Raw genomic sequence first — 17,992 nt, 5'->3', positions numbered from 1 at the left:
CAAGGCAAGAGGATTAGCATTCATAACGACGGCGGTGAATGGGTTTTTGTTTGGTTTTTGGCGAAAGCAAACTTAACCCGTTTTACCGCCGTCTTCCTTTTCTTTTCCCGCTAATCCGCGATGAACCCTTTTTTATGCGTACCGGAACGTCGATCAGATGTCGAATGCCGTCCGCAGTTTCTTTTCGGCCAGCACCTTCTGCAACTTGGCAACCTTGGGCAGACCGTTTTCGAACGGCGGGAAAGCCTCGCCGTTGATCAGCGGCGACAGGTACTCGCGGCAATCCTGGGTGATGCCGAAGCCGTCGTCGGTGATGAAGTGGATCGGCATCTTCTTTTCCTGGTTCGCTACTTCGCTCAGTGGCGCTTCGCCGATGTGCCAGCGATAGGGGGAAGACTGCTCACGCACGATGGTCGGCATCAGGGCCTGCTTGCCGGCCACGGCCATTTCCACGGCGGCCTTGCCCACGGCGTAGGCCTGCTCGACGTCAGTGGCCGAAGCGATGTGGCGTGCCGCGCGCTGCAGGTAATCGGCCACGGCCCAGTGGTACTTGTAGCCCAGAGCCTGCTTGGTCATGTTGGCCAGTGCCGGTGCAACGCCACCCAGTTGAGTGTGGCCGAAGGCATCTTTGCTGCCCGCATCGGCAAGGAAGCGACCGTCTTCATACTGGGCGCCTTCGGACGCGACGACCACGCAGTAGCCGTAGTTCTCCACGCTGTATTCCACGCGCTTGAGGAAGGCGTCCCGGTCGAACGGGATTTCCGGGAACAGGATGATGTGGGGCGGATCGCCTTCACCCTGGCCGGCAAGGCCGCCCGCGGCAGCAATCCAGCCTGCGTGCCGGCCCATCACTTCCAGGATAAAGACCTTGGTGGACGATTCGCACATGGACTTGATGTCCAGGCTGGCTTCGAGAGTGGAGGTGGCGATGTACTTGGCCACCGAACCAAAGCCCGGGCAGCAGTCGGTGAACGGCAGGTCGTTATCGACGGTCTTGGGAACACCGATGCAGGTAATCGGGTAGCCCATGCGCTCGGCCAGTTGGGAGACCTTGAACGCAGTGTCCTGGGAATCGCCGCCGCCGTTGTAGAAGAAGTAACCGATGTTGTGGGCCTGGAACACTTCGATCAGGCGTTCGTATTCGCGCTTGTTCTCGGTGAAGTTCTTCAGCTTATAGCGACAGGAACCAAAGGCGCCGCCCGGCGTGTGCATCAGGGCCGCAATCGCTTCGTCGCTTTCCTCGTTGGTATCGATCAGTTCTTCCCTGAGCGCCCCGATGATCCCGTTGCGGCCGGCGTAGACCGTGCCGATCGCTTCCGGATGCTTGCGGGCAGTCTCGATCACACCACAGGCACTGGCGTTGATCACGGCGGTGACACCGCCAGACTGGGCGTAGAACGCGTTCTTGATGGCCATGGTTGCTGGCGCCTCCTGCAGATTGGTCACTTCGCGCGAATGATACGTTAATCTCGGGTACATTTCATGACGGTCTTGTAGGATCCGGCAACCCCGAATCGGCCCGCGTCACCCATTTTCGGTGCGCCCCGGCTTGACGCCGCAGCAGCGATACAGGACGCTTCAGTCTTTGATTCAATGGCCGTCTGCGGCTGAACGGAAACAGGACAATCATGCATATCCACATCCTCGGCATCTGCGGGACGTTTATGGGCAGTCTCGCGGTGCTTGCCCGGGAGGCCGGGCACACGGTGACCGGCTCCGACCAGGGCGTTTATCCGCCCATGAGCACCCAGCTCGAAGCCCAGGGCATCGGGTTAGTGGAGGGCTATTCTGCCGACCACCTCAAGCCCGCACCGGATCTGGTGCTGATCGGCAATGCCATGTCCCGCGGCAATCCGGAAGTGGAAGCGGTGCTCAATCGGGGCATCGACTATATGTCCGGCCCCGAGTGGCTGACCCGGGAAGTCCTGCGCAAACGCTGGGTGCTGGCCGTGGCGGGCACCCATGGCAAGACCACAACCACATCCATGCTGCTCTGGATTCTGGAGCAGGCCGGCTTCGATCCCGGCTACCTGGTGGGCGGCGTTCCCAAGGACTTCAGCGTCTCCGCCCGGCTGGGCAGCAGCGATTTCTTCGTGATCGAGGCGGACGAATACGACAGCGCCTTTTTCGACAAGCGTTCCAAGTTCGTTCATTACCGCCCTCGCACGCTGATTCTCAACAATCTGGAATTTGATCACGCGGACATCTTCGACAACGTCGAGGCCATCGAGCGCCAATTCCATCACCTGGTCCGCACCGTACCGTCCAACGGGCTGATCGTGCGGCCCGCGCGCGATACACACCTGGACGCGGCGCTGGATCTGGGCTGCTGGAGCAGCGTTCAGACAACCTCCGTGGCGGGCGAAGTAGAGCAGGCCAACTGGCGCGCCGAACTGCTGGCGGACGATGGCAGCCGATTCATGGTGGTCCATCACGAACAGCCGGTGGCCACCGTGAGCTGGCAGCAGACCGGCCTGCACAACGTCCGCAACGCGCTGGCGGCTATTGCAGCAGCGCGCCACGTGGGCGTTACGCCGGACCATGCCATTGCCGCGCTGAACCGCTTTTCCGGCGTCAAGCGGCGTATGGAATTGCTGGCGGATGTGAAGGGGGTTCGGGTCTACGACGATTTTGCCCACCATCCCACCGCGATTGCGACCACGCTCGACGGCCTGCGCAAGAAAGTCGGCAATGAGCCCATCATTGCGTTGATCGAGCCGCGCTCGAACACCATGCAGCAGGGCGTTCACCGGGATACCCTGCTGCCCAGCAGCGAGCAGGCAGACCGGGTGATCTGGGCTAACCTCAGTGACATGGACTGGCTGAAGTCGCTGGTGCCGGCGGACGATCCCCGGCACAGCACGGCGACCACCGTCGAAGGGCTGATTGGCCTGGTGCTGGACGACCTGCCGGTCCCCTGTCACATCGTTGTGATGAGCAACGGCGGCTTTGGCGGTATTCACGGCAAGTTGATCGCAAAACTGGAGCAGACTGTTGACTGAAGGCAAGCCCACGCATTCCCCGGTGGATCGCCCCACTGTTAATCTGGCCCTGACTGGCGCTTCCGGTGCGCCTTATGGCCTGCGCCTGTTGCAGTGTCTGTTGGCGGCGGGCTGTCGCGTGCATTTCATGATCAGCAAGGCGGCCCAGGTCGTTGTCGCGACCGAGACCGACCTGTCGCTGCCGGGCAGTCCGGACGCCCTGCAGGCGTTTCTCTCCGAGCACTACGGTGCCGCGCCGGACCAGTTGCTGGTCTTCGGCCGGGAGGACTGGTTCGCCCCGCCGGCCTCCGGTTCCGGCAGCCGCGCGCCGCTGGTGATTTGCCCGTGCAGTACCGGCACCCTGTCGGCGCTGGCCACCGGTGCCAGCAACAACCTGATCGAACGGGCCGGCGACGTGGCACTCAAGGAGCGGCGTTCGTTGATCCTGGTACCGCGTGAAGCCCCGTATTCCGAGGTTCATCTGGACAACATGCTGCGGCTGACGCGCATGGGCGCGGTGATCATGCCGGCGAGCCCGGGCTTTTACCATCATCCGGAATCCGTGGCGGATATGGTGGACTTCATCGTCGCGCGCATCCTCGATCACCTGGGCCTGCCACAGGACCTGATGCCCCGCTGGGGCGCGGAGCGCGTGTCCCGGAAGCTCGCCGGTCAATCGAAGCCAAAGACGGATTGAGTCATCAACAGGAACCACATGTCATGAGCATTGACTGGCAGACTACCCCCGCCGCCATCTGGCGTCGTCATCGTAACGCGCTGCGTCCCGTGAAGCAGATCGATCCGGTGCGCCTTGACCAATTGCTGGAAGTGGAACCGCAAAAGCAGAAGCTGGTTACCAATACCGAACGCTTCCTGCGCGGGCAGCCGTCCAACAACGCCTTGCTGTGGGGCGCGCGTGGAACCGGCAAGTCGTCGCTGATCAAGGCGATCCTCAACACTTACTTCGACCAGGGTTTGCGGATCGTGGAGGTGGATCGGGACGACCTGCTGTACCTGCCGGAAATCGTCGATGACCTGCGCGACCTGGATTACCGTTTCATCATTTTCTCCGACGACCTGTCGTTCGAGCGGGGCGAGGGCACCTATAAGGCCCTGAAGAGTGTGATGGAGGGTTCCATCGAGAGTCCGCCGGAAAACATCAAGGTCTACGCCACCTCCAATCGCCGCCATCTGATGCCGGAATACATGGCGGATAACCAGCAGGCCCAGGTGGTCGACGGCGAATTGCATCCGGGGGAAGCGATCGAGGAGCAGGTTTCCCTGTCCGACCGGTTCGGTCTCTGGCTGTCGTTCTACCCGTTCAACCAGGACGCGTACTTGCACCTGGTGGACGCGCTCTTCCCGCAGGTGGAGGACCGGGGCGAGCTGCACAAGCTGGCGATCCGGTTTGCGCTGGGTAAGGGCGGCCGCAGCGGCCGGGCCGCGCAGCATTTCTACAACGCCTACTCGGATTACTTCGGCTGACCCGGTCGGCTCACCCTGTTGTCTTTGTTGCGGCGCCTTCGGGCGCCGCGGTCGTTTTAGCCAAGCGGATTGATGCTTTTCACCATTGTGGCTCCGGGCCCGCCGCCGGAGACTGAAAACCTCTGACACCACACGCTTGAGGCGCCCCTGACGTTCAGCCGGCGGCGCCCATAACAAAAACGCAGAGGTTTATCATGATTCCACGCACGCTGTTTGACGCCGATCTCGAAGGCTTCCGGGATTCCGTCCGCAAATTCCTCCAGCAGGAGGCTGTGCCGCACCACGCCCAATGGGAAAAGGACGGTCAGGTCAGCCGGGACATCTGGCGCAAGGCCGGTGAGCTGGGTTTTCTGTGTCCGTGCCTGCCCGAGGAATACGGCGGCGTCGGCGCTGATTTCCGTTACAGCGCGGTGATCATGGAGGAGATCGTGCGGGCCTCCACCTCCGGCCTGGGGTGGGCGTTGCACTCGGACATCGTGGCGCCGTACATCCTCAACTACGGCACTGAGGAACAGAAGCAGGCCTACCTGCCCAAGCTGGCTAGCGGCGACATGATCGGCGCCATCGCCATGACCGAGCCGGGCGCCGGGTCGGATCTGCAGGGGGTGAAAACCAGCGCCGTCCGGGAGGGCGATCACTACATCCTCAACGGGTCCAAGACCTTCATCACCAATGGCCAGATGGCGGATCTGGTGATCGTCGTTGCCAAGACCGATCCCAAGGAAGGCGCCAAAGGGACCAGTCTGCTCCTGGTGGAAACGGCCTGGGAAGGTTTCGAGCGCGGCCAGAATCTGGAAAAGGTGGGATTGAAGGCCCAGGACACCTCAGAGCTGTTTTTCCAGGACGTGAAAGTGCCCGTGGGCAACCTGCTGGGCAGTCACGAAGGGCAGGGCTTCATGCAGCTGATGCAGGAGCTGCCGGCGGAGCGTCTGCAAGTTGCCCTGACCGCGGTGGCCGCGGCGGAAGCCGCCTGGGACTGGACCCGGGACTACGTCAAAGAGCGCAAGGCTTTTGGTAAGCCGATCCTTGGCTTCCAGAACACCCGCTTCAAGATGGCGGAGATGAAAGCGGACATCACCGCCGCCCGGGTCTTCGTGGATCGCTGCCTGGAACTGCACCTCGAGAAGAAGCTGGACATTCCGACCGCCGCCATGCTCAAGCAGTGGACCACCGACCTGCAGTGCCGGGTTATGGATGAATGCGTGCAACTGCACGGCGGCTACGGCTATATGTGGGAATACCCCATCGCCCGCGCCTGGGCGGATTCGCGGGTGCAGCGGATCTATGCCGGCACCAACGAGATCATGAAGGAGATCGTGGCCCGTTCCATCTGATGTCCTGCAGCGTCCGGCAGGTGCTGCCCCTGCCGGGCCTTCTCTTTTTCTTATAGCGCCCGCCGGTTACCCAAATTTACAAATTGCCAAGCCTATCAAGGATAGCCGCCCGGCCATCGCCTACAGTGGAGCCTCCGACAGCTATAACAAGGACAACGGTTGCTGCCATGACGCGTTCACGATTTCTCCTGACCGGTGCCTGCCTGCTCCTGCTCACAGCCTGTGGTGACGGCGAATTGCCGGACTCACCGGTGGACGGCCGCGATACGGACGGACTCTACGAACCCGCGTCGGAAGACGTCAGCGGGCGCGTGATTGACGGCTACCTCGACAAGGCACGCGTCTGGCTCGATCTCGATGGCGACTACCAGTATGACGGCGGCAGCGTCGACGTGACGGTGGGCACCAACCCGGAACGGACCATCACACTCGCCGGCGGTGAGCCCACCGCGATCACCGGTGCCGGAGGCGTCTATACCCTCGATCTCTCGGCGCTGCAGCTTGATGCCGCTCAGGCCGCGGATCTGGACTGGCGCGACTACCCGCTGGTAGTGACCGTTATTCCCGGCGTCACGGAAGAGGAAACCGACGCCGGTAATGTGGTGCAACAGGCGGCCTATATGATGTCGGCGCCACCCGGTGTCCGTTTTGACTCGCCGTTGACCACCCTGGTGGATGCGCGTCGTTTCCTGGTGGCGGGGGACCTGGATGTCACCACCGATCTCGGTCAGCGCCTGTCGGGCATCAACCTGACCGGCGACTATGTCCGGGCCGGTGACGATCGTGCCCATGCCTACGCCCAGGCCATGGCCCGCTTCCTGGCGGCCCAGTTCCCCGACGATATGGAATCGGCGCTGGTCAGCTCCGATGGCAAAGTGGCCCCGTTCTCTACGGAAGCGCTGCGCATCATGCGCCTGAGCTACAACGGCTACGCCGATGAGGTGGTCCGGGCGGTGGACGACGCGGTCGGCAGCGGCGGTCTATACAGCAACGTGGATGTATCGTCCGTGGCCATTCCGGAGGTGCCACTGGATCTTGAAAACCCGGTGCTGCTGCAGTCCCTGACCGTCAGCGCGCCGGACCAGGGCGTGCCCACCGGCGACAGCGCCCTGGAGAGCAATGCCAGCATCGCCGCTGAACTGACGTTCTATTACAGCGAAGCCGGCGTGCTGCAGCGAATCGATGCCGACGGCTGCATGACCCCATCGCTGACGGAAATCGCGCGCCTGGCCCGGGTGCATGGCCGGGTTGCCGAACTCAATGTCCAAGGATTGGATGGCTTCTACCTGGATTACAACACCAGCCGGCCTTATTGGGACGACGATGACGTCAATGAACGTTTGGTGTTCGATTGGGACAGCGGCACGGCCTCGTTCTATTCCGCCACCAGTTGTCACGGCTCAGCGCCCTCCAGTGAGCTGGGAGACACGCCCCAACAGGTCTACCAGCTGAATTACAACGAACAGGGCGTTCTGCAGGCCGTTACCTTGGACGGTGAAAGTGTCACGCCGGTCGGCGATGGGTATGCGGTCGATCCGGCCTACTCCTACACTACCTCCGGCCTGGGCGGTCAGGCCATGACGCTGGAAGGCGATGTGGTTCCCTGTCTGGACGCGATTGCGGGCGACAATCAGGATGCGGCGCGGGTGGTGTCCGCCCAGCAGAGCTACCGGTATGTCGGCGATGCGACGGGCATGGACGACGCTGTCGTGGCATCCACTGGCGAGGTCACCGGTCTGAAGCTGGATTGGGACGTTCGCGACGGACGCCAACAACTCCTGCGTCGGGTGTTCTTTGATGCGGCGATCGATACCGGATCATTGCTGCAGTGGGATTACGACGGTGTCAGGGATGAGGACTTTGTCGATGAGGACCAGAACGGCCTGGTCCGTCAGGCGCGCCTGGCCCAGTACCAGGCGGGCCACGACGAATGGACCTGTGGCGGGGTGCACTCCCGGCTGGTGAGCAGTCAGCTCTATGGCATCGTGCGTTACCAGTATATCCGCCTGTCCGATTACCTGGCCGATACGCTATAGTGTTCGGCCAGCGGCGCGCTGGTGTGATAGGAACGCGGAAGAAAAGAGAGACGAAAAAATTCAGGAAAAATGTTTGACAGCTGAAATCCGAATGATTAAAGTACGCGCCATCTGGTGAGGGACAGCCTTTCACTGGAAGCAGAAAGCCCGATAAATCATGTGCCTGGAACGGCAAGGGTTTAACCGAGCGCTGACTGCAAGTCATCTGCCGAGGTGGCGAAATTGGTAGACGCGCTAGCTTCAGGTGCTAGTGGGGGCAACCCCGTGGAGGTTCAAGTCCTCTCCTCGGCACCACTTCTTCCCTCAAGAAGTGGCATCTTTACTTCCCCGTCATGTTGTCGATCCCCTGTTTTTAGGTATCTCCGCACCGTCGGGGTTATACTTCAGCCACAATCAACCGCAGCCTCTGTTTTTGTTTCCTGTATCGGGCTGCCGGCTTAAGGCATTCTTTTTAATGGTATCCAAGAAAAAAGCGAATAGTGATGACCCTCACGCGAACCGTGAGGCCAAAAAATACGAAAACCCTATCCAGAGCCGCGAGTTCATCCTGGCTCACCTGCGCGAGCGCGGCGCGCCCGCCACCCATGAAACCCTGTGTACCGAACTCGAGCAGACCTCACCGGAAGGCATCGAGGCGTTGCGCCGCCGGCTGATCGCCATGTGTCGCGATGGTCAGTTGATCTGCAACCGCCGGGGCGCCTATCTGCCGATCGACGAGGCGGACCTGATCTCCGGGCGCGTCCAGGGGCATCGCGAGGGCTTTGGTTTCCTCGTGCCGGACGACGGCAGCAGCGATCTGTTCCTCAGTGCCCGTGAAATGCGGCAGGTGATTCACGGTGACCGTGTCGCGGCGCGGGTGGATCAGGTCGATGACCGGGGGCGCCGGGAAGGGCGTATTGTCGAAGTTCTGGAGCGTCGCAGTCAGCAGATTGTGGGGCGTCTCTTCCGCGAAAGCGGCATCTCCTTTGTGGTTCCGGAAAATCCCCGGATCAACCAGGACGTGATGGTGGCCGAAGACGATTGCGGCGAGGCCCGTCACGGCCAGTACGTGGTGGTCGAGGTGATGCGCCAGCCTACGGTGCGCACTAAGCCTACGGGCCGCGTTGTCGAGGTGCTCGGTGATCATATGGCGCCGGGTATGGAGATCGCCGTCGCGATCCGTTCCTACGACATTCCGCACGCCTGGCCCCAGGCGGTCGGCGAGCAGGCCGCCGCTATCTCGGAAACGGTCAGTGAGCCGGACAAGGCGCATCGGGTGGACCTGCGGGACCTGCCGCTGGTGACGATCGATGGCGAGGACGCGCGCGACTTCGATGACGCCATTTTCTGCGAGCGTCGTCCGCGGGGCGGGTTCCGGCTGGTGGTCGCCATCGCCGACGTTTCCCATTATGTGCGTCCCGGTTCGCCGCTGGACGAGCAGGCCCTGGAGCGGGGCAACTCGGTCTATTTCCCGGATCACGTGGTGCCCATGCTGCCGGAGAAGCTCTCCAACGGCCTGTGCTCCCTGAACCCGGAAGTGGATCGGCTGTGTCTGGTCAGTGATATGACCATCAGCGCCAATGGCCGGATCAGCAGCTATACGTTTTACCAGGGCGTGATGCACTCCAAGGCGCGCCTGACCTACACGTCAGTCAGCGACATGCTGGAGCGGCCCGGTTCCGGTATCGGCAGGAAATTGCGCTCCCAGTATGCGCATGTGGCGCCGCATCTGGACGATCTCTACGCCTTGTACAAGGTGCTGAGGGCCGCCCGGACTGAGCGTGGCGCGATCGATTTCGAAACCACCGAGACCCGCGTCATTTTCGACGCTTCCCGTAAGATCGAGGAAATTGTCCCGGTCCAGCGCAACGACGCCCACAAGATTGTCGAGGAGTGCATGCTGTGCGCCAACGTGGCCACGGCCCGCTTCCTGAAGCGGCACAAGATGCCGGCGCTTTACCGGGTCCACGATGGACCCGCGGAAGAGCGCCTGGCGGCGGTGCGCCTGTTCCTGGGCGAGCTCGGTCTTCAACTGGGCGGCGGCGAAAAGCCGACCTCCGCGGATTATCAGGCCCTGCTGGAGCAGGTGCGGGATCGTCCGGATGCCGGCGTGATCCAGATGGTCATGCTGCGCAGCCTGAGTCAGGCGGTCTACAGTCCGGAAGAAAGCGGTCACTTCGGGCTGGGCTTTGCCAGCTACGCTCACTTCACCTCGCCCATCCGGCGTTATCCGGACCTGATCGTGCATCGTGCGATCAAGTCGGTCATCCACGGCGACAATAACGATGACACCGTCGTTAAGCCGGATCAGCGTGACGACGAGCTGGCGAACTACCCCTACGACCATGCCCGCATGGTTCAACTGGGCGAACACTGTTCGATGACCGAGCGCCGTGCGGACGACGCCACCCGCGACGTCATGGCCTGGCTGAAGTGCGAGTACCTCAAGGAGCACGTCGGCGAAGAATACGACGGGCTGATTGCCTCCGTGGTGCCGTTCGGGTTCTTTGTGGAGCTGGATGGGGTCTACATCGAGGGTTTGGTTCACGTGTCCACGCTCAGCGGTGACTATTTTCATCACGATGCGGCCAAGCACCGCCTGGTCGGTGAGCGTACCGCCATCAGTTTCCGGTTGGGTGATGCCGTCCGGGTACAGGTGGTGCGCGTAGGGCTCGAAGACCGCAAGATTGATCTGGAGCTGGTCAGCGAGCCGCGTCGCCGCAAGGCGGATCGCGATGCGCTGCCGGCCAAGGGCGAGCGCGGCGCTAAAAAGTTCGATGACAAGCGGGGCTCGCGCAGCCGCAAGTCGCGCAGCGCCGGCGGCAAGGGCAATAAGCCGCTGAGTGCCAAGGAAATGCTCGCCCAGGAGGCGGCCCGCGAAGCCCAGAAGACGTCGGGTAAACCGTCAGGCAGGAAGAAAGGCAAGGCGCCGTCATCCAGCGGTAAGCCCAAGCAGGGGCCCGCGGCGGGTGGCGCCAAAAAGAAGAAGTCAGGTAAGGGTCAATAAGTGGCGCAGGAGTTTATCTTTGGCTGGCACGCCGTGGACGCCGTTCTCAAGCGCGATCCCGCACGGTTGCAGCAGGTCTGGATTCAGACCGGACGTCAGGACAAGCGGGCACAGGCCATCACCGGCGCGCTCGATGCTCAAGGTGTGCGTTGGGACATTGTCCATCGTCGAGAGCTGGATAGTCGGGTCGATGGCGTCCACCAGGGCATCGTGGCGGCGGTCGCGCCCAGCCGCGAATGGCAGGAAGATGATTTGCTGGCCGCCTTGTCGGGCTGGTCGGCGCCTTTCCTGCTGATTCTCGACGGGGTGACCGATCCGCACAATCTCGGGGCCTGTTTGCGCAGCGCCGATGCCGCCGGCGTGCAGGCGGTGGTGGTGCCCAAGGACAAGTCCGCCTCGCTCAACCCGACGGTGCGTAAAGTGGCCTGTGGGGCGGCCGAATCCGTGCCGCTGGTCCGGGTGACCAATCTGGCCCGCTTCATGCGCTCGATTCAGGATGCCGGCGTCTGGATCGTCGGCACCGCCGGCGAAGCGGATGCCACGCTCTATCAGGCCGATTTCAAGGGCCCGGTGGCCCTGGTGATGGGGGCCGAAGGCAAGGGGATGCGGCGCCTGACCCGTGAGCACTGCGATGCCCTTATCAATATCCCGATGAACGGCACGGTGGAGAGTCTGAACGTCTCCGTGGCGACGGGTGTTTGTCTTTATGAGGCAGTGCGTCAGCGCAGCAGCTGATTACCTTGCAATCAACTCCATGCTTGCCTAAAATACGCCACCCCCTAAATTGGGGGTGGTTTTCTATTGTCTGCCGACAGCGGCAGAGAAACCGGGAAACCGGGAAACCGGACTGAAATCTGGTATTTGATACCAGCTCCTTGCTTCTACCAGGGCATCCTGGCTGAGGCTGTTTAATCCGTAGGGAGAACTCATGCGTCACTACGAAATCGTTATCATGGTACACCCGGATCAGAGCGAGCAGGTGCCCGCGATGATCGAGCGTTATACCAACACCATCACCGAAGCCGGTGGTGCTGTACACCGTCTTGAAGACTGGGGCCGTCGTCACCTGGCATACCCGATCAACAAGATCCACAAGGCTCACTACGTTCTGTTCAACGTCGAATGTTCACAGGACGTGCTCGACGAGCTGACTCACAACTTCCGTTTCAATGATGCAATCATCCGTGATCTGGTGATTCGTCGCGACGACGCGGATACCGATGCGTCCCCGATGAAGGCTTCCGAGAACCGTGAAGAGCGTCGTTCAGGCGACGACCGTCCGCGTCGTTCCCAGGAGTCCAGCGAGCGTCGCCCGGCGGCCAGCACGCAGGAAGAAGAGTAATCCATCACCGGTTGTTGAGGAGTTAAAGCATGGCTCGTTTTTTCAGACGTCGTAAGTTCTGCCGCTTCACGGCAGAAGGTGTCAAAGAGATCGATTACAAGGATCTGGACACCCTGAAAGGTTATATCACTGAAACCGGCAAAATCGTGCCCAGCCGTATCACCGGTACCAAGGCACGCTACCAGCGTCAGCTGGCGACCGCGATCAAGCGCGCGCGCTACCTGGCCCTGCTGCCGTATACCGATAGCCACGACAATTAAGCGGTAACAGGACTCGGGACCATGCGTGCATTAGCGCAATTTGCGATGCGCGGTCCCCTGCAGGCGAGTGGGGTAGCGGCGGTAGCCACCGCGCTTCCCTTTCTTTTCTGGATTGGAGCGGCCGTAGTCGGCCTGGTCACATTGAGACTGGGTCTGTCCCAGGGACTCAACGTCGGACTCTGGGCGCTGCTGCCGGCTCTGGGCTGGAGCTGGTTGGGCAATGATCCGACCGCTCTGTTCGTCTTGATCCAGGTGTTTTTGATGGTGGTGGTGTTACGCACCACGACCTCCTGGGAAAAGGCGTTGCTGACCGGAAGCGGTCTGGCGCTGGTAACCGGTGTGTTGCTGCCGCTGCTGTTTCCCCAGTTGCTCAAGGATCTGGTGAATACCGGGATTGCGTTTTACCAGCAGTACAACCCGGATGTCGCCAGTGAGCTGGGTGGACGACTCGAGAGTGTGTTCCGGCAGGTCATGAGTGCCAGTATGGCAGGGACCTACCAATTGCTGGCGGTTGCCGTGTTGATCTTGGCGCGCAGTTGGCAGGCCGCACTCTACAATCCGGGCGGTTTCCGGAGCGAGTTCCATGCCCTGCGACTGAGCCGGCCCGTCGCCGTGTTGTGTGTGGCGATCATGTTTGGCGCACCACTGCTGGGCGTGAACACCGCCCTGGTCAGTTGGGCGGCTGCGGTTCCGCTGATGTTTGCGGGACTGGCCATGATCCACGGCATCGTCGGCGTCCGGAACATGAGCATCCAGTGGCTGGTGCTGTTCTACCTGGCCCTGGTGCTGTTAAGCCCGAGTCTGATGTTGTTGTTGCTTATATTGGCGTTTGTGGATAGCTGGCTGGATTTCAGGGGACGCTTAAAGCCCTCTGAGCCGGCAGAATAAAGTACGAAGAGGTTAACGAGATGGAAGTTATTCTGCTCGAGAAAGTCGCAAACCTGGGCTCCCTGGGTGACAAGGTCAAAGTAAAAGCGGGTTACGGTCGTAACTTCCTGCTGCCGTTTGGCAAGGCGGTTCCGGCGACTGAATCCAACGTTCAGGAATTCGAAGCACGTCGTGCCGAACTGGAAAAAGCCGCGGCCGAGCGTCTGGCAGCTGCCCAGGCCCGTGCCGAGAAGCTGGACGGTGCCGCCTTCACCATCACCTCCAAAGCGGGTGACGAAGGCAAGCTGTTCGGTTCTATCGGTGTGCGTGACATCGCTGACGCGGTGACAGCCGGTGGTACGGAAGTCGAGAAGAGCGAAGTACGGATGCCGGAAGGCCCGTTGCGCGCGATCGGCGAATACGACATCGAGCTGCAGCTGCACACCGACGTCGAAGTCAGCGTCAAGATCACTGTCGTTTCCGAGTAATCGCTGAGCGGACCGGCCTTCCCTGTGGGAGGTCGGTCGGCGAGCGCATTGCCCGAACACGGCCGTGCCGGAAGGCCCGGCAGACCTCCACGTCTGCCGGGCCTTTCTGTGTCTCTGGGGCGCAAATTAAAACCAGCGCGGATCGCTTGTCGCGCTTTCCATCGGCGGTTATCTTAGATCGCTCCACTTCCATCATTGCTGGATTCAGTAAGCGGTATCATGGCAAATCCCATTGTAAAGCAGACCATCCCTGACTCCGATACCTCGCGTATCAAGGTTCCCCCGCATTCCATAGAGGCCGAGCAGGCGGTCCTGGGCGGTCTGATGCTGGACAACAGCAAGTGGGATGCCGTCTCGGAAGTCATCGCCTCCGCCGACTTCTACCGCCAGGATCATCGCCTGATTTACGCCGCCATCGAGCGTCTGGCCGGGGAAGGGGAACCGCTGGACGTCGTGACGCTGAGCGAGTTTCTCGACCGGGCCGGGGATCTTGAGGACGCCGGCGGCCTGACCTACCTGGCGGAAATGGCTGAGAAGACGCCGGGGGCGTCCAATATCAAGGCCTACGCCCAGATCGTCCGTGAACGCTCGGTGTTGCGTCAGATGATCGAAGTGTCCGGCAATATCGCGGAATCGGCGTTCAATCCCCAGGGGCGCACCAGTGATGAGCTCCTGGACGAGGCTGAGCGCAACGTCTTCCAGATTGCCGAATCCCGGACCAAGGAGGGTTCCGGTCCCCAGGCCATTAACCCGATCCTGACCAAGGCGCTGGGGCGTATCGAGGAGCTTTTTGAATCCGGTGATGCGATCACGGGCATCACCACCGGGTTCAAGGATCTGGACGAGTGGACGTCGGGGATGCAGCCGTCGGACCTGATCATCATCGCCGGTCGTCCCTCCATGGGTAAGACCACCTTCTCCATGAACGTGGTAGAAAACGCCCTGTTGGGCAGCAACAAGCCGGCCCTGGTGTTCAGTATGGAGATGCCGGCCGATTCCATCGTCATGCGGATGCTGTCCTCCCTCGGCCGCATCGACCAGACCCGGATGCGGAGCGGCAAGCTGGAAGAAGAAGACTGGCCGAGGCTGACGTCCGCGGTCAGTCTGCTGAAGGACAAACCGCTCTACATCGACGACACCCCTGGTCTGAGTCCGACCGAAATGCGCTCCCGGGCGCGCCGTGTGGCGCGGGAGAATGACGGTGAGATCGGTCTGATCATGGTCGACTACCTGCAGCTGATGCGGGTGCCGGGCAATACCGAGGGCCGGACGGCGGAAATTTCCGAAATCTCGCGCTCCCTGAAGGCCCTGGCCAAGGAACTGCAGTGCCCTGTGGTGGCCCTGTCGCAGCTTAACCGGAGTCTGGAGCAGCGCCCCAACAAGCGACCGGTTAACTCGGACCTGCGGGAATCCGGTGCGATCGAGCAGGACGCCGACGTCATCATGTTCATCTACCGGGATGAGGTCTACCACGAGGACAGCCCCGACAAGGGCATCGCTGAAATCATCATTGGTAAGCAGCGGAACGGTCCGATCGGTACCGTCCGACTGGCCTTCATTGGCAAGTACACCAAGTTCGAGGATCTGGCCCACGGCGATTACGGTGGAGATTATTGATGGGACGGCACACCCGGGCGCGCATCGATCTTTCGGCTCTTCGGCATAATTATGCACTGGCCCAGCGCCAGTCGGGGAATGCCAAGGCCATGGCGGTGGTCAAGGCGGACGGATACGGACACGGTCTGGAACCGGTGGCCCGGGCGCTGTCCGACCAGGCCGAACGGTTCGCAGTGGCCTGCCTGGAAGAGGCCGAGCGTTTACGTGAGGCGGGTATCCGCCAGCCCATCGTGTTGCTCCAGGGATTCCATGACGACGCCGATGTGACCGCCTGTGCGGAGCTGGAACTGGAGCCCGTGATTCACAGCGACCATCAAGTCGCGGCGTTGGAGTCGGCCGGTCAGGCCGTCACAGTGTGGCTCAAGGTCAACACCGGCATGAACCGGCTGGGTTTTGCGCCCGCCGCTGTGGAAGCCGTCGTGCAGCGATTGCGAGCGATCGCCGGGGTCACCCTCAAAGGCATGGTGACCCACTACGCCTGTGCCGACGATCGCGATGATCCCATGACGGATTATCAGAACGGCATTTTCAGCGAGCTCTCTTCCCGCTTTCCCGATCTTGAATTCAGCGCGGCCAATTCAGCCGGTCATTTTCGCGTCGACTCGCCCCGGTTCCACTGGACGCGCCCGGGTATCATGCTCTACGGCGCCTCGCCGATGATTGTCGAGTCCGCCGCGGAGCTCGGGCTGAGGGCGGTCATGTCGCTGGAGTCCCGGATCACCGCCGTTCGTACCCTCCAGCCGGGAGAAAGCGTCGGTTACGGCGCCACCTGGCGGGCGGAGCGGCCGACGCCCATGGGTATCGTCAGCATCGGTTATGGCGACGGTTACCCGCGTCATGCCCCGACCGGCACACCCGTCTGGGTGGCCGGCGCCCGGGCCTGTACGCTGGGACGGGTGTCGATGGACATGCTGGCGGTGGACCTGACGGCGGCGCCTCATGCCCGACCGGGGGATAGCGTGGAGCTCTGGGGTGCCCATGTGCCGGTGGATGAGGTGGCGCGTTGTGCCGACACCATTGGCTACGAATTGCTGACCGGCGTTACGGCACGGGTACCGCGTGTCTACGACGGTGATATTTCGGGGCAGTAGCCACCGCCCCGGATGGCCTCAGGCGGCGTTTTCAGGCTCGCAGATGATCTCTTCGATAAAGTCGAGGATGGACGCCAGGCTCTTGTCGTCCAGCTTCTTCAGGACCTTGTGAATCACCATCTTGCTGCCCTTGAGCATGCTGCCGATGCCCATTTTGGCCATGCCCATCAACATGCTGCTGGCGCGCAGCCGGCGCAGCGGCTCCAGGAAGAAGAAATCCAGCCCCTCTTCGGTCAGCTCGATAATCAGGCCGTAGAGCTCGTCAATGGCCTGCTTGTCCGCCTTGCCGCGGGAACGTAGCTCCTCGACGGTGAGCAGGGCCTTGTTACGGAGAGCGTCGGGAATGGGGGCGACGATGTGGCTTTGTTGTTTGAGCATGCGTATCCCTGTGTCGATGGATCGGATTCGAAAGCCGCGCGGATCCGATAGCCGACTCTGTCGATGTCGAGACGGATGCGGAATCAGCGCCGATGCCTTATTCTATTCGGGTCTGATCCGGGGCCATTGGCTGGAGCCCTCGGCACCCACTGTCACTCGTGCCAGCGGGGATTGAGTCTGCCGGCACTGCGGTGGCATGCTGCCGCATTCGGAATGCCAAAAACCGTCCACTTGCTGACTGATCTGGAGTTGATTGACCCGCGTGAATGTTCTGGTTGTACACGATTACGGTCCCCTGGGACGCCTGGTGCTGGAGACGCTGCGAGGCACCTCGCTGGCGATCCGGCCGCTGTTGATCCGCAGTCCGGACGGCGTGGATCCCGCCGCGCTGGAAGACTGGATTCCCGAGGAAACGGACCTGATCGTCAATACCCTCTGGCACAACGATCCTGAGGCCGCCGAGCGCGATCCGGAGACGATTCGCGAGTGGACCTTCTCCATTCCCATGGCGCTGGCCGAGCACGCCCGTGCCCACGACATCGCCCTGATCCAGCTGTCCACCTGCTATGTGTTCGACGGGCGTAAGCAGAGTGCCTACATCACCTCCAACCCGGGGCAGCCGTTCAGTCAGCTCGGCAACTGGCAGTGGGAGTGTGAACAGGCGCTGCGCACGCTATTACCCAGGCACCTGATCCTGCGCACGGGCTGGAGTCTGGATCGATTTATCCGCAAGATCAGCGCCTCGGCCGAAGGTGCGACGCAGCTGGAATTGTCCAGCCGCCATCGAGGCCAGCCGGTGGCCCTGAGGGACCTGGCGCGAGTCATCCGGGCGTTGGTGTTGCAGATCGATTGCGGGGCGGAAGTGTGGGGAACCTACCAGTACGCCGGTGCCGAGGAAATCAGCCAGTACGAACTGGGCCTGGAGATCGTCAATGCGCTGCCGGAACTGTCGGAAGTGCACGTGGTGGACAAGGTGCCGGCCTGGGCCAAGCTGGAGCCGGAAAACACCACGCTGGGCTGCATCAAGATCCGCAACACCTTCGGTGTCAAGCAGCACCCCTGGCGCACCCGTCTCAAGGAGGAGGCCGCCCTGATTGCCGGGACGGCCCAGCCGGAAACTCACTGAT

Annotated in this window: 16 protein-coding genes and 1 tRNA gene; 15 read left to right on the top strand and 2 right to left on the bottom strand. The window is 61.8% G+C overall.

Annotated features, from left to right (window positions below):
- Window positions 1-153 precede the first annotated feature (153 nt).
- Window positions 154-1,416, bottom strand: a complete 1,263-nt coding sequence (locus EB809_RS15765; protein WP_123635789.1) for a 6-phosphofructokinase — start codon at window positions 1,414-1,416, stop codon at window positions 154-156.
- Window positions 1,417-1,628: 212 nt separating this feature from the next.
- On the opposite strand from EB809_RS15765, the gene mpl reads away from it, so the two are divergent.
- The 14 genes from mpl (at window position 1,629) to alr (ending at window position 16,487) form a co-directional block, all read left to right on the top strand.
- Window positions 1,629-3,002: a UDP-N-acetylmuramate:L-alanyl-gamma-D-glutamyl-meso-diaminopimelate ligase gene (mpl, locus tag EB809_RS15760; protein ID WP_123635788.1), complete on the top strand. Its 1,374-nt coding sequence runs from the start codon at window positions 1,629-1,631 to the stop codon at window positions 3,000-3,002.
- On the top strand, window positions 2,995-3,678 hold the full coding sequence (locus EB809_RS15755) for a flavin prenyltransferase UbiX (RefSeq protein ID WP_317848728.1): 684 nt from the start codon (window positions 2,995-2,997) through the stop codon (window positions 3,676-3,678). Before mpl ends, EB809_RS15755 begins: the two co-directional genes overlap by 8 nt.
- 23 nt (window positions 3,679-3,701) lie before the next feature.
- A complete protein-coding gene (locus EB809_RS15750) occupies window positions 3,702-4,466 on the top strand; it encodes an ATP-binding protein (RefSeq protein ID WP_123635787.1) in 765 nt (254 codons plus the stop codon).
- 194 nt (window positions 4,467-4,660) lie between these two features.
- Window positions 4,661-5,800 (top strand): acyl-CoA dehydrogenase family protein, encoded by a 1,140-nt coding sequence (locus EB809_RS15745; RefSeq protein WP_123635786.1) that lies wholly within the window; start codon window positions 4,661-4,663, stop codon window positions 5,798-5,800.
- A gap of 167 nt (window positions 5,801-5,967) precedes the next feature.
- Window positions 5,968-7,836, top strand: coding sequence for a hypothetical protein (locus EB809_RS15740; RefSeq protein ID WP_123635785.1), 1,869 nt, complete (start codon window positions 5,968-5,970; stop codon window positions 7,834-7,836).
- Window positions 7,837-8,043: 207 nt separating this feature from the next.
- Window positions 8,044-8,130, top strand: a tRNA-Leu gene (locus tag EB809_RS15735).
- Between the two features lie 160 nt (window positions 8,131-8,290).
- On the top strand, window positions 8,291-10,822 hold the full coding sequence (gene rnr, locus EB809_RS15730; protein WP_123635784.1) for a ribonuclease R: 2,532 nt from the start codon (window positions 8,291-8,293) through the stop codon (window positions 10,820-10,822).
- Entirely contained in the window at window positions 10,823-11,557 is a 735-nt protein-coding gene (gene rlmB / locus EB809_RS15725; protein WP_123635783.1) for a 23S rRNA (guanosine(2251)-2'-O)-methyltransferase RlmB, read from the top strand. It abuts the gene before it with no gap.
- Between the two features lie 193 nt (window positions 11,558-11,750).
- Window positions 11,751-12,164 carry a 30S ribosomal protein S6 gene (rpsF, locus tag EB809_RS15720; RefSeq protein ID WP_123635782.1) on the top strand — a complete coding sequence of 138 codons (414 nt, stop codon included), beginning with the start codon at window positions 11,751-11,753 and terminating at the stop codon, window positions 12,162-12,164.
- 29 nt (window positions 12,165-12,193) lie between these two features.
- Window positions 12,194-12,424, top strand: a complete 231-nt coding sequence (gene rpsR, locus EB809_RS15715; RefSeq protein WP_123635781.1) for a 30S ribosomal protein S18 — start codon at window positions 12,194-12,196, stop codon at window positions 12,422-12,424.
- 21 nt (window positions 12,425-12,445) lie between these two features.
- Window positions 12,446-13,312, top strand: a complete 867-nt coding sequence (locus tag EB809_RS15710; protein ID WP_123635780.1) for a hypothetical protein — start codon at window positions 12,446-12,448, stop codon at window positions 13,310-13,312.
- Between the two features lie 20 nt (window positions 13,313-13,332).
- The gene (gene rplI / locus EB809_RS15705; protein WP_123635779.1) at window positions 13,333-13,779 is read left to right on the top strand and encodes a 50S ribosomal protein L9; all 447 of its coding nucleotides are present in this window, start codon (window positions 13,333-13,335) and stop codon (window positions 13,777-13,779) included.
- A 219-nt stretch (window positions 13,780-13,998) separates the two neighbouring features.
- A complete protein-coding gene (gene dnaB, locus EB809_RS15700; protein WP_123635778.1) occupies window positions 13,999-15,396 on the top strand; it encodes a replicative DNA helicase in 1,398 nt (465 codons plus the stop codon).
- Window positions 15,396-16,487: an alanine racemase gene (gene alr, locus EB809_RS15695; protein WP_123635777.1), complete on the top strand. Its 1,092-nt coding sequence runs from the start codon at window positions 15,396-15,398 to the stop codon at window positions 16,485-16,487. Before dnaB ends, alr begins: the two co-directional genes overlap by 1 nt.
- A gap of 18 nt (window positions 16,488-16,505) precedes the next feature.
- Here alr and EB809_RS15690 read toward each other — a convergent pair whose 3' ends face one another.
- Window positions 16,506-16,865, bottom strand: a complete 360-nt coding sequence (locus tag EB809_RS15690) for a hypothetical protein (protein ID WP_123635776.1) — start codon at window positions 16,863-16,865, stop codon at window positions 16,506-16,508.
- A gap of 262 nt (window positions 16,866-17,127) precedes the next feature.
- On the opposite strand from EB809_RS15690, the gene EB809_RS15685 reads away from it, so the two are divergent.
- Complete coding sequence (locus EB809_RS15685) at window positions 17,128-17,991, top strand: sugar nucleotide-binding protein (RefSeq protein WP_123635775.1); 864 nt, start codon at window positions 17,128-17,130, stop codon at window positions 17,989-17,991.
- Window position 17,992 lies beyond the last annotated feature (1 nt).

The organism is Marinobacter sp. R17, assembly GCF_003789045.1.
In the GTDB taxonomy this organism is placed as follows: domain Bacteria; phylum Pseudomonadota; class Gammaproteobacteria; order Pseudomonadales; family Oleiphilaceae; genus Marinobacter_A; species Marinobacter_A mangrovi.
This window is presented reverse-complemented; position numbering and strand designations above follow the sequence as displayed.

What these genes read in the sequence shown, in the direction of transcription:
- EB809_RS15765 (WP_123635789.1), bottom strand. Translation starts at nt 1,416, where the DNA reads ATGGCCATCAAGAACGCGTTCTACGCCCAGTCTGGCGGTGTCACCGCC.
- mpl (WP_123635788.1), top strand. Translation starts at nt 1,629, where the DNA reads ATGCATATCCACATCCTCGGCATCTGCGGGACGTTTATGGGCAGTCTC.
- EB809_RS15750 (WP_123635787.1), top strand. Translation starts at nt 3,702, where the DNA reads ATGAGCATTGACTGGCAGACTACCCCCGCCGCCATCTGGCGTCGTCAT.
- EB809_RS15745 (WP_123635786.1), top strand. Translation starts at nt 4,661, where the DNA reads ATGATTCCACGCACGCTGTTTGACGCCGATCTCGAAGGCTTCCGGGAT.
- EB809_RS15740 (WP_123635785.1), top strand. Translation starts at nt 5,968, where the DNA reads ATGACGCGTTCACGATTTCTCCTGACCGGTGCCTGCCTGCTCCTGCTC.
- rnr (WP_123635784.1), top strand. Translation starts at nt 8,291, where the DNA reads ATGGTATCCAAGAAAAAAGCGAATAGTGATGACCCTCACGCGAACCGT.
- rpsF (WP_123635782.1), top strand. Translation starts at nt 11,751, where the DNA reads ATGCGTCACTACGAAATCGTTATCATGGTACACCCGGATCAGAGCGAG.
- rpsR (WP_123635781.1), top strand. Translation starts at nt 12,194, where the DNA reads ATGGCTCGTTTTTTCAGACGTCGTAAGTTCTGCCGCTTCACGGCAGAA.
- EB809_RS15710 (WP_123635780.1), top strand. Translation starts at nt 12,446, where the DNA reads ATGCGTGCATTAGCGCAATTTGCGATGCGCGGTCCCCTGCAGGCGAGT.
- rplI (WP_123635779.1), top strand. Translation starts at nt 13,333, where the DNA reads ATGGAAGTTATTCTGCTCGAGAAAGTCGCAAACCTGGGCTCCCTGGGT.
- dnaB (WP_123635778.1), top strand. Translation starts at nt 13,999, where the DNA reads ATGGCAAATCCCATTGTAAAGCAGACCATCCCTGACTCCGATACCTCG.
- alr (WP_123635777.1), top strand. Translation starts at nt 15,396, where the DNA reads ATGGGACGGCACACCCGGGCGCGCATCGATCTTTCGGCTCTTCGGCAT.
- EB809_RS15690 (WP_123635776.1), bottom strand. Translation starts at nt 16,865, where the DNA reads ATGCTCAAACAACAAAGCCACATCGTCGCCCCCATTCCCGACGCTCTC.